Origin of the sequence: Sphaerotilus sp. (genome assembly GCF_034519685.1) — a bacterium.
Classification (GTDB): domain Bacteria; phylum Pseudomonadota; class Gammaproteobacteria; order Burkholderiales; family Burkholderiaceae_C; genus Sphaerotilus.
Window position 1 is genome coordinate 597518 of sequence record NZ_JAXHOF010000006.1, and the last position, 14464, is coordinate 611981.

Genomic DNA, 14464 nt, shown 5'->3' on the forward strand with positions numbered 1-14464 from the left:
GGAGCCGGTGCTGGGTCAGGTCGTCGGCGCCCGGTACGCCTTGAACACGTCCCGCGCCGGCCGCAGCGACTGCTCGATCTCCTGCAGATGGCGGCGCATCTCGGTGGCTGCGCCGGTGCCCGGGCGGCCCAGCGCGCTGATCAGCTCCACATGCCGGTGCAGCACACAGGCCGACGCACCCGCCGGCTGGTAGAGCGCCATCAGCAGCGAGGTCGTCGGCAGCAGTCCTTCCAGCAGCCGCACGAACACCGGGTTGCCGCACATCTGCGCCAGCGCCCGGTGGAAATCGCCCGACAGTCGGATCGCGGCTGAGCGGTCACCCGCGGCATCGGCGCGCGCTTCCGCCTCGACCAGCGCTTCCAGTTGCACGCGCTGTTCCGGCTGCAGCCTCCCGGCCAGCCGCCGCGCGATCTCGCACTCGACCACCCGCCGTGCGTCGAACACATGCGCCGCGTCGGCCCGGGTCGGCGCCGGCACCTGTGCGCCGCGGTTGTGGTGCAGCGTGATCACCTGGTCCTGCGCCAGCCTGTGCAGCGCCTGCCGGATCACCGTGCGCGAGACGGCGAAGCGCGCCGCCAGCTCCTCCTCGCGCAGCCGGGTGCCGGGCGCCAGGCGCCGCTCCAGGATGTCGGTGTACAGGGTGTCGCAGACCCGCTCGGTGGCGGTGGGGGGTGGGGCAGCAGGATCGTCCGGGCTCATCGGCGCCGACTTTGCCAGAGTCCGACGGTGGCCAGGGTCAGGCCCATCACGAGGAACGACACCACCGTCGTCACCGTGCCCAGCGCGTAGATCACCGGGGTCGTCACCGTCGTCGTCAGGCCCTGCAGCTCCAGCGGCAGCGTGTTGAGGTCGCCCATCGCCTGCGAGCTGCGCGCGATCTCGTCCCAGCTCAGCGTGAAGCCGAACATGCCCACGCCCACCAGGCTCGGCCCGATCAGCGGCAGCACGACATGCCGGAAGGTCTGCCACGGCGTGGCGCCGAGGTCGCGTGCGGCTTCTTCATAGGCCGGGTTGAAGCGGTTGAACACCGCGAACATGATGAGCAGCCCGAACGGCAGCGTCCAGGTGAGCTGTGCGCCGAGGCCCGAGGTGAACATGCCCAGCGTGCTCGTGAAGGCGTCGAGCGCTTCTGGCCACTGCGCCTCCAGCAGCGTTTTCACCCCCGTGTCGAGCAGCCGGAAACTCAGCCCGATGCCCAGCGACACGATGATCGACGGCATGATCAGGCTGGCCACGACGACGTAGAACAGCGCCGTCCCGCCCGGCAGTTTCTTGCGGTAGGCCAGCCCCGCCAGCAGCGACAGCCCGACCGTCAGCGCCATCACGACCGCGCCCAGCACCAGCGAGCGCCGGAACGCCGCGCCGATGTCGATCACGCCGATGCCTTCCCACAGCACGCGGAACCAGTGCAGCGACACGCCACGCATCGGGAAGGTCAGCCCGCCCTCCGGCCCCTGGAAACTGAGCACGAAGATGGCGAACATCGGGCCGTACAGGAACAGCACGAATGCGGCGAAGACGGCGCCGAGCAGCCAGAAGCTCAGCGGGCGCTTCTTGCGGACGACACGGCGGGTTACAGGGGCCAGGGCGGGCGCGCTCATCTCACAGCTCCTTGCGCAGGTTCACCAACCGCATCAGCGCGACGATCATCAGCAGCACCACCGCCAGCAGGATCACCGCGTTGGCCGCCGCGATCGGGAACTGCAGGTAGCTGGTCTGCACCTGGATGATCTTGCCGACCGAGGCGATCTGCTGGCCGCCCATCACGCCGACGGTCACGAAGTCGCCCATCACCAGCGCGACCACGAAGATCGAGCCGATGATCAGCCCCGTGCGGCTCAGCGGCAGCACGACGTGCCACACCGTCTGCCAGGGGCTGGCGCCGTTGTCGCGTGCGGCCTCGATCAGGCTGCGGTCGATGCGCATCATCGAGTTGAAGATCGGCACGATCATGAACATCGTGTACAGGTGGACGAAGGCCAGCACCACCGAGAAGTCCGAGAACAGCAGCCACTCGATCGGCGTGTCGATCAGGCCCATGCCCTGCAGCGTCTGGTTCACCAAGCCGTTGCGCCCGAGCAGCGGCACCCAGGAAATCATGCGGATGACGTTGCTGGTCCAGAACGGCACCGTGCAGACGATGAACAGCACCGTCTGCGTCAGCGTGCCCTCGATGTGGAAGGCCAGGAAGTAGGCGATCGCGAAGCCCAGCAGCGCCGTGATCGCCCAGGTCAGCAGGCTGAACTTCAACGTGGACAGGTAGGTCTTGAACGTCACGCACAGGTCGCCGTCGGGCGTGACCGGGCAGCCGGTGAAGACGTCGAGGTAGTTCTGGCCGGTGAAGGCCGGGATCAGCTCGTACTCGCTGGCCTGCCAGAAGCTGACCATCAGCACCAGCCCCAGCGGGATGACGAAGAACAGCGCGAACACCGCCGCGAGCGGCGAGGCTTGCAGCCAGGCGGTGAGGTGGGCGGTGCGCGCGCGGTTCATGGCAGCAGGTCCGGACTCAGGCGGCGACGAACTCGTTCCACTTCTGGACCATGTAGGCGTTTTCGTCCATCACGGCGTTCCAGCAGGCGATGCCGCCCATGCGCTCCTCGTAGCTGCCGCCGTCGCGCACCGCGCCGGCCTTGGCCAGCACGTCGCCGTTGGGGCTCTTGATGTCCTGCGTGGCGGGCTTGCCTTCCATCCAGTAGGCCCACTCGTAGGGCTCCATCTTGGCCTTGGCGGTTTCCAGCACGGCGCTGTAGTAGCCCTGGCGGTTCAGGTAGGCGCCGGCCCAGCCGTCGAGGAACCAGTTGATGAACTCGTAGACGCCGTCGGCCTTGCGGCCCGTGACCGTCTTCGGCACGCCGAAACCAGCGGCCCAGGCGCGGTACCCCTCCTTCAGCGGCTGGAAGGTGCAGGCGATGCCCTTAGTGCGCACGGCGGTCACGGCCGGCGACCACATCGACTGGATCACCACCTCGCCCGAGGCCATCAGGTTCACCGACTCGTTGAAGTCCTTCCACAGCGAGCGGAACTGGCCGGCCTTCTTCGCCTCGATCAGCGTCTTGATGGTCAGGTCGATTTCCTTCTTGGTCATGTTGCCCTTGTCGGGGTACTTGTAGATCCCCATGGCCTCGACCACCATCGCCGCGTCCATGATGCCGATCGAGGGGATGTTCAGGATCGCGGCCTTGCCCTTGAACTCCGGGTTCAGCAGCTCGGCCCAGGAGTTGATCGGGCGCTTGATGAGGTCGGGGCGGATGCCCAGCGTGTCGGCGTTGTAGACGGTGGGGATCAGCGTCATGAAGCCGGTGGGCGTGGCCGAGAACTTGGTGCTCTTGCCGCCTTCGAGGTACATCACCTTCTTCGGCGCGGTGCCCTGGTCGCCGACCTTCTTGCCGGCGACCTCGCCCTTGGTGAACAGCGAGGTGATCTTGTCGGCGTTCTTGATGCGCTTGACGTCGATGCCCAGCAGGTTGCCGGTCGGCACGATCTTCTTGAGCGAGAAGTATTCGGTGTCGATCAGGTCGAACGAGTTCGGCGCGGTGACGGCGCGCTTGGTCACGTCGTCGGTGGTGACCGGGATGTACTGGATCTTGATGCCGGTGTCGGCCTCGAACTTCTCGGCGATGGCCTTGTCCTGGTTCACGGCGGTCCCGAGGTAGCGCAGGACGATCTTTTCCTGGGCGTGGACGAAGGGGAAACCGGTGATGCCGGTGGCGGCCACGCCGACGCCCGCCGCGGTGCGCAGGAAGCCGCGGCGTTGCAGCTCAGGGGTGTCGGTCGCCACGGACGGGATGGCCGGGGCGGTGTTCTGCGGTTCGAGATCAGCGGACATGGCGAGCACTCCTGGGGAGGTTGACGGACGGGGAGGGAACGGGGGGGCGTGGGCGTGGGTTCCCGCTTGCGCGGGAATGACGGGAGGTGGGGGGCATCGTGTTCACGCGGCGAGTGCGTGGGCGTCTTCGGGGCGCCAGTGCAGGGCGACACGCTGGCCGGGTTCGAGCGGCGCGGCATGGAAGGCGGCGTCCGACAGCGCGGCCATCCAGACCGGCTCGGCGCTGGCATCGGCACTGGCGTCGGCGGTGCTGGCGCTCAGGTGGACCTGCACCTGCGCGCCCTGGTATTCGATGGCGGCGACCTGCATCGCGTAATCGCTGCCGCTGCCGCTGCCGCTGCCGCTGCCGCTGCCGGTGCCGAGCGCGTCCAGCCGCAGCCGGTCGCAGCGCACGGCGACCTTGCCGGCCGGGGTCTCGATGACGTTGTGCGCGCCGATGAAGCGGGCGACGAACTCGGTGCGCGGGCGCTCGAACACCTCGCGGGCGCTGCCGGCCTGCTCGATGCGGCCCTGGTTCATCACGACGACGAGGTCGGCCAGCGCCATCGCCTCTTCCTGCGAGTGCGTGACGTGGATGAAGCTCATGCCGAGCGCGCGGTGCCAGCGTTTCAGCTCGGCGCGCATCTTCACGCGCAGGAACGGGTCCAGCGCCGACAGCGGCTCGTCCAGCAGCAGCACCTTCGGCCGCAGCATCAATGCCCGCGCCAGCGCCACACGCTGCTGCTGGCCGCCGGACAGTGCCGCGGGCAGTCGCTCGGCGTAGGGCTCCATGTGGACCAGCTTGAGCAGCTCCATCGCGCGGGCATGGCGCTCGGCCTTCGCGGCACCCTTCATGCGGGCGCTGAAGGCCACGTTGTCCAGCACGCTCAGGTGCGGGAATAGCGCGTAGCTCTGGAACATCATCGCCGTGCCGCGCTCTGCCGGCGACAGGTGCGTGATCTCGCGCCCGCCGAGCACCACCGAGCCCTCGGTCGGTTCCTCGTGGCCGGCGATCATGCGCAGCGTCGAGGTCTTGCCGCAGCCCGAGGGGCCGAGCAGGCAGCAGTAGCTGCCGGCGGCGATCTTCAGGTCGATCCCGGCCACCGCTAGCGAGGCGCCGTAGTCCTTGACCAGGTGGATCAGCTCCAGATCGGTGCGGGGGGCGGTGTCGGCGTGCATGCCGGGTTTTGTATGCAATCGTTGTGCCAAGCCGTGTGCAGTCTGCACGGGGGTCTATCGCCCGGCAGGCGCACCACCCTGCGGCGTGGCTCTTGCTTTGTATGCAAAACTGCTGTCCACGCTCGCCCACGCGCACCACCATGAACCTGCTGCTCATCAACCCGAACACGTCCGAGGCCATGACCGCGGGCATTGCTGCCGCTGCGCGCGCCGTGGCTGCCGCCGGCTCGACCGTCCACGCCACGCAGCCCACCTTCGGCCCGCGCTCGATCGAAGGGCACTACGACGAGGCGATTGCCGCGGCCGGGGTGGTTGAACAGGTGCGGCTGCACGGGGATGGGGCGGACGCGGTCGTCATCGCCTGCTTCGGCGACCCGGGGCTGGACGCCGCGCGCGAGGCGACCTCGGCGCCGGTGCTCGGCATCGCCGAGGCGGCCTTCCACGCGGCGAGTTTTCTCGCCACCGGTTTCTCGGTGGTGACGACGATGACACGCACCTGCGTGATCGCCGAGCATCTGGTGCACCGCTACGGCTTCGAGCGCCGCTGCCGGGGCATCCACGGCACCGACATCCCGGTGCTGGCGCTGGAGGACGGCGGCGCGGGCTGCGTGGACCAGATCGAGGCCGCGGCCCGCGAGGCGCTGGCGCGCGATCGCAGCGGCGCGATCGTGCTCGGCTGTGCGGGCATGGCGGCGCTGTGCGCGACGCTGAGCATGCGGCTCGGCGTGCCGGTGATCGACGGCGTGGCGGCGGCGGTCAAGTTCGCCGAGGGGCTGGCGGCGCTGGGCCTGCGCACCAGCGCGCACGGTGACTACGCCCGGCCGCTGCCCAAGGTCTACGAGGGCTGGGCAGCGCCGCTGGGCTGGTGACGCCGGGGTGACAGCGCCGCCGGATGCGCGGCCCGGGCATCTGGTCTACCCTGTGGCGGCGACCGTGACAGGCTGATGACAATGAGGGCGATCGACAAGAACGAGGAGCCCCCGCCATGTCCCCCCTGAAAACCGCCCTGACGCTCGCCGTCGCCAGTCTGTCCGCCACCCCGCTCAGCGCCGCCGCGCAGGACACCGGCCAGCTCAACATCATCTGCTCCGTCCAGGCCGAGTGGTGCAACATGATCCAGACCGTGTTCGCCCGGACCACGGGCATCAAGGTCAACATGTCGCTCAAGGGTTCCGGCGAGGCGCTGGCGCAGCTCAACGCCGAGCGCGCCAATCCCAAGACCGACGTGTGGTTCGGCGGCACGGGCGACCCGCACCTGCAGGCCGCCGAGCAGGGGCTGACGCAGGAATACAAGTCCCCCGCGCTGCCGCAGCTCCACGCCTGGGCGCAGCAGCAGGCCGAGCAGTCGAAGTACCGCACCGTGGGCATCTACTCCGGCCCGCTGGGCTTCGGCTACAACACCGAGCTGATCGCCAAGAAGAAGCTGCCCGTGCCGAAGACCTGGGCCGACCTGCTCAACCCGGCGTTCAAGGGCGAGATCCAGGTCGCCAACCCGGCCTCCAGCGGCACCGCCTACACGATGGTGGCCACGCTGGTGCAGCTCATGGGCGAGGAAAAGGCCTTCGACTACATGAAGGCGCTGCACCGCAACATCAGCCAGTACACCCGCTCCGGCACCGGCCCGATCAAGGCCGCTGCACGGGGCGAGACCACGGTGTCGATCAGCTTCGTCCACGACGGCCCCGGCGAGGCGATGCAGGGTTTCCCGATCGCGACGGTCACGCCGACGGATGGCACCGGGGCCGAGATCGGCTCGATGAGCCTCATCCAGGGTGCCCGCAACCCCGAGACCGCCAAACGCTTCTACGACTGGGCCCTCACTGCCGCCGCCCAGGAGATGGGCGCGGCGGCCAAGCAGTTCCAGTTGCCGTCGAACAAGGCGGCCAAGGTCGATCCGCGTGTGCCGGACTTCAAGAAGATCAAGTTCATCCCCTACGACTACGCCAAGTACGGCTCCAGCACCGAGCGCAAGCGGCTGATCGCGCGCTGGGAGAAGGACGTGAACTCGCTGCCGCGCTGAGATGGTGGCGCTCGCGGGGGTGCTGCTGCTGGCCCTGTTGCTGGGCGCGGGGCTGGCGCGGCTGAGGTACTTCCGGGGGGATGCGTTCATCGCCTGCGCGGTGGTGCTGTGCGTGACGCTGCTGCTGCTGTTCGTGGCGCTGCCGGTGGGCAAGAGCCTGCTGGGGGCCTTCGTCGATGACGAGGGTCTCTGGTCGGCGCAGGTGCTGGTCGAGCGGCTCGGGCAGGAACGCATCTGGGGGCTGGGCTGCGTGGCCGGCGGTGTGCGCTGTGGCGTCGCGTGGAACACGCTGGCGCTGGCGCTGATGACGGCCACCGGCACGACGGTGCTGGGTGCGCTGATCGCCCTCTACGCCGAGCGCGGCTCGCGGCGGCTCACCCGCCCGCTGAACGTGCTGGCGCTGCTGCCGATCATCACGCCGCCGTTCGTGGTCGGGCTCGGGCTGATCCTGCTGTTCGGCCGTGCCGGGCTGGTGAACCAGGCGCTGGAGTGGGCCTTCGACATCCCGCCGACGCGCTGGTTCTACGGCCTGTTCGGCGTCTGGCTGGCGCAGATGTTCGCGTTCACGCCGATCGCGTTCATGATCCTGCGCGGCGTCGTGCAGGGCATCAGCCCATCGGTCGAGGAAGCCGCGCAGACCTTGCGTGCCTCGCGCTGGAAGACGTTCACGACGGTGACGTTGCCGTTGATGAAACCAGGCCTGACCAATGCCTTCCTCGTGGGCTTCATCGAGAGCATGGCTGACTTCGGCAACCCGGTCGTGGTGGGTGGCCAGTACGCGGTGCTGTCCACCGACATCTTCTTCGCCATCGTCGGCGCGCAGTTCGACCCCGGCCGCGCTGCGTCGCTGGCGCTGCTGCTGACCGCGTTCGCGCTGGCGGTGTTCTTCGTGCAGCAGCGCGTGCTCGGCCATGCCGGCTACACGACGGTGACGGGCAAGGGTGACGCCGGGCTGGCGATGCCGCTGCCGGACGGGGTGCGGTGGCTGTGCCTCGGCGTGGCGGGGCCGTGGCTGGCGTTCACGGTGGTCGTCTACCTGTTCGCCTTCATTGGCGGCTTCGTGCAGACCTGGGGCCGCGACTACACGCCCACATTGGCCCACCTGCGCACCGCCTTCGACCTGCAGTGGGGCGAACACGGCCTCGTCTGGGCGGGCACGGCGTGGAACTCGCTGTTCACCACCGTGCGGCTGGCGGCGATCGCGGCGCCGCTGTCGGCGGGGCTGGGCCTGCTGATCGCGTGGCTGCTGGCGCGCACGCAGTTCGCGGGGCAGCGGGCGTTCGAGTTCGGGGCGCTGCTGGCGTTCGCGATTCCAGGCACGGTGCTGGGCATCAGCTACATCCTGGCGTTCAACGTGCCGCCATTCGAGCTGACCGGGACCGCGCTGATCATCGTGCTGTGCTTCGTGTTCCGCAGCCTGCCGGTGGGCGTGCGCGCCGGCTCGGCCAGCCTGCGCCAGCTCGACCGCTCGCTCGACGAGGCCAGCACGGTGCTGCGCGCCGGCACGGCCACGACGCTGCGCCGCATCGTGCTGCCGCTGCTCAAGCCGGCCTTGGTGGCGGCCCTCGTCTACAGCTTCGTGCGCAGCATGACCACCGTCTCGGCGGTGGTCTTCCTGGTGACGGCCGAGAACGAGCTCGCCACCACCTACATCATCGGCCGCGTCGGCAACGGCGACTACGGCGTGGCGCTCGCGTACTGCACGGTGCTGATCGTGCTGATGTCGCTGGCCACCTTGCTGATCCAGCGGCTGGTCGGCGAGCGGCAGCTCGGGCGGCGCGGCGTGCAGGGACACTGAAGGAAGCACATGACTCCACAGGGCGACATCGGCATCGAGTTCCGCCAGATCACCAAGCGCTACGGCGACGCCCGCGCCCCGCTGGTCGTCCACGGCATCGACTTCACCGTCCGGCGCGGCACGCTCACGACGCTGCTCGGCCCCTCCGGCTGCGGCAAGACGACGGTGCTGCGCATGATCGCGGGGCTGGAGACACCGACCTCCGGGCGCATCCTGATCGACGGCCAGGACGTGACCGACCTCGGCGCGGCCGAACGCAACGTCAGCATGGTGTTCCAGAGCTATGCGCTGTTCCCGCACATGAACGTGATCGAGAACGTGTCCTACGGGCTGACGGTGACGGGCGTGCCGCGAAACGAGGTGGTGCAGCGGGCGCAGGCGGCGATGGCCAGCGTCGGTCTGACGGGCTACGACCGGCGCCTGCCCGGTGAACTCTCGGGCGGGCAGCAGCAGCGGGTGGCGGTGGCGCGCGCGCTGGTGCTGGAGCCGGCGGTGATGCTGTTCGACGAGCCGCTGTCGAACCTGGATGCTCGGCTGCGCCGCTCGATGCGCGAGGAGATCCGCGCGCTGCAGCAGCGGCTGGGCCTGACGGTGGCCTACGTGACCCACGACCAGAGCGAGGCGCTGGCGGTGAGCGACCAGATCATCGTGATGGAGGCCGGCCGCATCGCCCAGGCCGGCACGCCGCAGCAGCTCTACGACCACCCACAGACAGCGTTCGTGGCCGGCTTCATGGGCGAGGCAATGCTGTTCGACGGCGTGGCGGACGCACACTGCGCCGTGCGGCTCGGCCCGCTGGTGGTGCCCGCGGACCGCTCGGTGTGTGCCGGGCCGGTGAAGATCGCCGTGCGGCCCGAGGCGTGGCAGGTGGGCGCGCCCGGCAGCGGGCCGCTGGACGGCACGCTGGTCAAGTCGAGCTACCTCGGCAGCGTGCGCGAGCTGACGGTGGCGACGGCGCTGGGCGAGGTGTTCGTGGTCATGACCGAGGCGCAGGCGCCCTGGGCGGTGGGGGCGCCGGTCGGGCTGGCGCTGCGGTCGACGGGGGTGTCGGTGGTGAATGCCGGTTGAGTGGCGCCGATCCGGTGGTCCGGTCAGGACGCCGATCCGGCTTCAGCCGCCCTGCACGTTCTGCTTGCGCCACGCCCGCTCGAACGGCAGCCGCCACGCATGCGGCGCGATGAGCTGGTGCACCGGCTTCGGCCCCCACGACCCTTGTTCGTACAGCCGCACCGGGGGCGGCGCCTCCAGCAGCGGCTGCGAAACTTCCCACAGCCGCTCGATGCCCTCGGCGGTAGTGAACAGCGTGCGGTCGCCGCGCATCGCGTCCAGGATCAGCCGCTCATACGCCTCCAGCACCTCGCCCGCCAGCCCCGTGTCGGTCATCGCGAACTGCAGGCTCAGCTTGTCCAGTCGCATTCCCGGTCCGGGGCGCTTGCCGTAGAAGGACAGCGACATCTTCGACGCGTCGGCGAGGTCGAAGGTCAGGTGGTCCGGCCCCTGCGACCCCACGCCCGAGCCGGGCGGGAACATGCTCTTGGGCGGCTCGCGGAAGGCGATCGAGATGATGCGCTGCCCCTCCGCCAGCCGCTTGCCGGTGCGCAGGTAGAACGGCACGCCCGCCCAGCGCCAGTTGTCGATGTGGCACTTCAGCGCGATGAAGGTCTCGGTGTCCGAGTCCGGGTCGACCCCTTCCTCCTGCCGGTAGCCGCTGTACTGGCCGCGCACCACCTCGTGCGGCTGGATCGGCAGCATGCTGCGGAAGACCTTGTTCTTCTCCTCGCTGATCGGGATCGGCTCCAGCGAGGTTGGCGGCTCCATCGCCATGAAGGCCAGGATCTGGAACAGGTGTGTCACCACCATGTCGCGGTAGGCGCCGGTCTGCTCGTAGAAGCCGCTGCGCTTGCCCAGGCCGAGCGTCTCGGGCACGTCGATCTGGACGTGGTCGATGAAGTTGCGGTTCCAGATCGGCTCGAACAGGCCGTTGGCGAAGCGGAAGGCCAGGATGTTCTGCGCCGGCTCCTTGCCGAGGAAATGGTCGATGCGGTAGATCTGCTCCTCGGCGAAGACCTCGTGCAGCCGGGCGTTCAGCGTCACGGCGCTGGCCAGGTCGGTGCCGAAGGGCTTCTCCATGATGATGCGCGAGTGCTCGACCAGCCCGGCCGCGCCCAGCATGCGCACCGCCGACAGCGCCGCGTTCGGTGGCACGCTCAGGTAGTGCAGCAGGCGGCATTCGGTGCCCAGGCTCTGCTTGGCGCGCTCCACCGCGGTCTTCAGCGCGTCGGCGCCGGCCGACAGCGGCACATAGTCCAGGCTGGCGGAGAAGGCCTCCCAGTCCGCGTCGGGGATCTTGCGGCTGAAGAACTCGCCGAGCGCACTGCGGGCGGTCTGGCGGAAACCATCGGCGTCGAGATCGTCGAGCGACACGCCGATGATCCGGCAGCCGGGGATGAAGCCGGCGCTGGACAGGTGGAACAGACCGGGCAGCAGCTTGCGCTTGGCCAGGTCACCGGTTGCGCCGAACAGGACGACGACCTGCGGAAACCGCGGACCGACGCCGGGAGGAATCTTGGCCACTGTGCACCTCGGCTGTGATGGGACGGAACAAGGAATGGAGGGCTTTGCAATTGCCGGACCAGCTCGGTCGGTTGTCCGACAGACCACTGGGCGGCCGGAGGAACCATCACCTTAAGCAATGGCTCATCCGATGAGCTACACCACGGCGTGTGCGGATACGGGTATCCGGCACACAAGTCTTTGATTCACAATGGATTTTCCCGGTTGTCACCAGTTTGAATCGCAGAGACTGCACGGACTTGCACCGCTTGATCGCTGCCTAGGATGGCGCCTCGGACCGTGAAACGTCCTGATCGCATCCGTCCCGGAGCGGTTTCAACTGGAGCACGTCATGAAGAAGACCCTCATCGCCCTCGCCCTGACCCTCGGCAGCGCCACCGCCGCGCTGGCCGCCGACATCGTCGAGACCGCCGTGAAGGCGGGCAGCTTCAAGACCCTGGTCGCGGCCGTGCAGGCCGCCGGACTCGTGGACACCCTCAAGGGCCCCGGCCCGTTCACCGTGTTCGCCCCCACCGATGAAGCCTTTGCCAAGGTGCCCAAGGAGGCGCTGGATGCCCTGCTGAAGGACAAGGCTGCGCTGACCAAGGTGCTGACCTACCACGTCGTATCCGGCAAGGTGATGGCCGCGGACGTCAAGGCCGGCAAGGTCCGCACCGTGCAGGGTGCTGAGCTGACGCTCGGCACGACCGGCGGCGTGACCGTCGACAACGCCCGCGTCACCGCCGCTGACGTGGTGGCGAGCAACGGCGTGATCCACGTCATCGACACGGTCGTGATGCCGCGCTGATCGGCCGGACGGGGCGGGCCGGTCGGGCATCTGGGCAGTTGCTCAGTCGAAGACCGGCACCACCCCATCCTTCAGCACGCGCCGCCGCGCCTCGTAGTCGGGCATCACGCGGCGCACGATGGCCCAGAACGCCGGGCCGTGGTTCATCTCGCGCAGGTGGGCCAGCTCGTGCACCACGACATAGTCGAGCGTGTCGAGCGGAAAGTGGACCAGCCGCCAGTTCAGCCGCACGCTGCCATCGCTGCTGGCGCTGCCCCAGCGGGTGCGCGCCGAACTCAGGCGCAGCCGCGTGACCTGCACGCCCATGGCCACCGCGTGGTGGGCGATGCGGGCCTCGAACAGGGCGCGGGCCTGCTGCTGCAGCCAGCGCTGGACGGCCTCGCGGATCTGCTCGGGCGTGGCCTGCGCGGGCAGGCGCAGGTGCAGCGTGCGGGGCTGGCCGGTGAGCGGCTGCGGCTCCTGCAGCACGGTGCGCGTCAGGCCGAGGTGGCCGGTGGTGCGGATCAGCAGGTCTTCGCCGAGGTAGGGCAGCCGCGCGCCGTCGCGCCAGTCGATGCGCGCGGCGTCGAGCTGCACCAGCCGCTGGCCTTGCTCGGCGAGCTTGCGCAGGATCCAGTCAGCCTTGAGCTGCACGGCATGGTCGATCTGCGGCTGGGCAACCCAGCGCGGCGCGCTCACCGCCAGCCCGCGCGGGCCGACGACAAACCCGATCGTCCGCCGGGTGGCCCGCTTGAGCAGATAGCCCAGGTGCAGCCCGCCCAGCACCAGCTCCCGGTTGGCCTCGGCCGGGCGCAGCAGCGCTTCGGAGTGGGCGAGCCCGGTGTCGGCAGTGGAGCGGGGGGACACGGGGCGCATGGGACGTGGGCGATCAGCCGTCAGCCGCCGTGGGTGGGCGCGGGGGTGGTGTAGACCTCGGGGTCCAGGCGGCGCATCTCGGCTTCGATCCAGGCCTCGACTTCGCGCATCAGGTCGTCCGGTCGGCGGCCCTGCGGATGGATCGGCTGGCCGATGGAGATGTCGATCGTGCCCGGGCGCAGCAGGAAGCTCTTGCGCGGCCAGCAGCGCGCCGAGGTCACGGCGATCGGCACCAGCGGTGTCTTCGTGGTCACGGCCAGCCGCGAGGCGCCGGACTTGTACTCGCCCTGGCTGCCGCGCTCGGTGCGGGTGCCTTCGGGGAACATGATCATCCAGGTGCCCTGGGCCATGATCCGCGTGCCTTGCTCGACCACCTTGCGCCAGGCGTCGGAGCCGCGGCCGCGGTTGATGTGGACCATGTCGAGCCGCCCGATCGCCCAGCCGAAGAAGGGGATGTAGAGCAGCTCGCGCTTGAACACATAGGCCAGCGGGTGCGGCATGATCGCCGGGAAGGCGAAGGTCTCCCAAGTGGACTGGTGCTTCGGGACCAGGATCACCGAGGCCTTGCCGTCCGCTGCGGTCGGCACGTTCTCCATGCCCTGCACGCGCCAGTGCACGCCGCAGATCCACTTCGCGCCCAGGATCGCCACCTTCAGCCAGCCCGCGCACAGCCAGTACAGCGGCGCCCCGCGCGTGAACGCCGAGGCGATCACCGCCACCAGACTCCACGGAATCACGGTGACGATGAGCCAGAGCAGGAAGACGGCAGAGCGCAGGTAGAGGAGCATGGAGGGTCAGGATCGGTCAGGGGCAGCGCCGCCGCTTGCCGCCAGGCGCTTGCCCTCGGCGCGGGCGTCGCTGTGTTTCTTGCGCTCGGCGCTGAGCAGCGCATCGGCAAAGGCGGCCAGGTGGGCGTGGACGGTCAGGCCGGGGATCTGGTCGCGCAGTGCCTGCAGGCCGGTGTCGTCGAGCCGGGCGGCCTTGCCGGTGCGCACCAGGTGGGGGCGGCAGCCGACGGCCGTGGCCGCCTGCAGGTCGCGCAGCGTGTCGCCCACCGCCGGCACCGCGCCCATGTCGTCAAGGCCGAAGCGTGCGGCGATGTCCTCGAACAGCCCGGGCAGCGGCTTGCGGCAGCGGCAGTCGTCCTCGGGTGCGTGCGGGCAGAAGAACACCGCGTCGATGCGCCCGCCGAGCGGGGCCAGCAGCGCGTTCATCTTCAGGTGCATCTCGTTGAGCGTGTACATGTCGAACAGCCCGCGCCCCAGACCCGACTGGTTGGTCGCGATGACGACATGCCAGCCGGCCTGGTGCAGCTTCGCGATGGCCTCCAGCGCCCCCGGGATCGGCACCCACTCGTCCGCCGACTTGACGTAGTCGTCGCGGTCTTCGTTGATGGTGCCGTCGCGGTCCAGGATGACCAGCCGCAGGGGGGTGCGCTCGCCCACG

The 14464-nt window shown here is 69.3% G+C and carries 14 protein-coding genes; 5 read left to right on the forward strand and 9 right to left on the reverse strand.

All coding sequences use genetic code 11. The annotated features are described in order from the left end of the window. Positions 1-15: 15 nt before the first annotated feature. The 5 genes from U5O44_RS13945 to U5O44_RS13965 all read right to left on the reverse strand — a co-directional run bounded on the left by U5O44_RS13945 (position 16) and on the right by U5O44_RS13965 (position 4984). On the reverse strand, positions 16-699 hold the full coding sequence (locus U5O44_RS13945; RefSeq protein ID WP_322589056.1) for a GntR family transcriptional regulator: 684 nt from the start codon (positions 697-699) through the stop codon (positions 16-18). Continuing rightward, positions 696-1601: an ABC transporter permease gene (locus U5O44_RS13950; RefSeq protein WP_322589057.1), complete on the reverse strand. Its 906-nt coding sequence runs from the start codon at positions 1599-1601 to the stop codon at positions 696-698. Before U5O44_RS13950 ends, U5O44_RS13945 begins: the two co-directional genes overlap by 4 nt. Position 1602: 1 nt before the next feature. Further along, a complete protein-coding gene (locus U5O44_RS13955; RefSeq protein ID WP_322589058.1) occupies positions 1603-2490 on the reverse strand; it encodes an ABC transporter permease in 888 nt (295 codons plus the stop codon). A 16-nt stretch (positions 2491-2506) separates the two neighbouring features. After that, positions 2507-3826 (reverse strand): ABC transporter substrate-binding protein, encoded by a 1320-nt coding sequence (locus U5O44_RS13960; RefSeq protein WP_322589059.1) that lies wholly within the window; start codon positions 3824-3826, stop codon positions 2507-2509. A gap of 102 nt (positions 3827-3928) precedes the next feature. Further along, positions 3929-4984 carry an ABC transporter ATP-binding protein gene (locus U5O44_RS13965; protein WP_322589060.1) on the reverse strand — a complete coding sequence of 352 codons (1056 nt, stop codon included), beginning with the start codon at positions 4982-4984 and terminating at the stop codon, positions 3929-3931. A gap of 140 nt (positions 4985-5124) precedes the next feature. Between U5O44_RS13965 and U5O44_RS13970 the strand changes: the two genes are divergently transcribed. From U5O44_RS13970 to U5O44_RS13985, 4 genes are all read left to right on the forward strand, one after another. Continuing rightward, the gene (locus U5O44_RS13970; protein WP_322589061.1) at positions 5125-5853 is read left to right on the forward strand and encodes an aspartate/glutamate racemase family protein; all 729 of its coding nucleotides are present in this window, start codon (positions 5125-5127) and stop codon (positions 5851-5853) included. 116 nt (positions 5854-5969) lie between these two features. Then, positions 5970-7004 carry an ABC transporter substrate-binding protein gene (locus U5O44_RS13975; protein WP_322589062.1) on the forward strand — a complete coding sequence of 345 codons (1035 nt, stop codon included), beginning with the start codon at positions 5970-5972 and terminating at the stop codon, positions 7002-7004. A gap of 1 nt (position 7005) precedes the next feature. After that, a complete protein-coding gene (locus U5O44_RS13980) occupies positions 7006-8802 on the forward strand; it encodes an ABC transporter permease (protein ID WP_322589063.1) in 1797 nt (598 codons plus the stop codon). 9 nt (positions 8803-8811) lie between these two features. Next, a complete protein-coding gene (locus U5O44_RS13985; RefSeq protein ID WP_322589064.1) occupies positions 8812-9870 on the forward strand; it encodes an ABC transporter ATP-binding protein in 1059 nt (352 codons plus the stop codon). A 42-nt stretch (positions 9871-9912) separates the two neighbouring features. On the opposite strand, the gene zwf is transcribed toward U5O44_RS13985, so the two are convergent. After that, on the reverse strand, positions 9913-11376 hold the full coding sequence (gene zwf / locus U5O44_RS13990) for a glucose-6-phosphate dehydrogenase (protein WP_322589065.1): 1464 nt from the start codon (positions 11374-11376) through the stop codon (positions 9913-9915). A gap of 331 nt (positions 11377-11707) precedes the next feature. Here zwf and U5O44_RS13995 point away from each other — a divergent pair, with 331 nt between their 5' ends. Beyond that, on the forward strand, positions 11708-12163 hold the full coding sequence (locus U5O44_RS13995; RefSeq protein WP_322589066.1) for a fasciclin domain-containing protein: 456 nt from the start codon (positions 11708-11710) through the stop codon (positions 12161-12163). A 42-nt stretch (positions 12164-12205) separates the two neighbouring features. Here the strand turns inward: U5O44_RS13995 and U5O44_RS14000 are convergent, their stop codons facing one another. Genes U5O44_RS14000 through gmhB form a run of 3 tightly spaced genes read right to left on the reverse strand, consistent with a single transcriptional unit; the run spans position 12206 to position 14463 of the window. After that, positions 12206-13018 carry a M48 family metallopeptidase gene (locus U5O44_RS14000; protein ID WP_416222179.1) on the reverse strand — a complete coding sequence of 271 codons (813 nt, stop codon included), beginning with the start codon at positions 13016-13018 and terminating at the stop codon, positions 12206-12208. Positions 13019-13038: 20 nt separating this feature from the next. Beyond that, entirely contained in the window at positions 13039-13806 is a 768-nt protein-coding gene (locus U5O44_RS14005) for a lysophospholipid acyltransferase family protein (RefSeq protein WP_322589068.1), read from the reverse strand. 6 nt (positions 13807-13812) lie between these two features. Then, on the reverse strand, positions 13813-14463 hold the full coding sequence (gene gmhB / locus U5O44_RS14010; RefSeq protein ID WP_322589069.1) for a D-glycero-beta-D-manno-heptose 1,7-bisphosphate 7-phosphatase: 651 nt from the start codon (positions 14461-14463) through the stop codon (positions 13813-13815). Position 14464 lies beyond the last annotated feature (1 nt).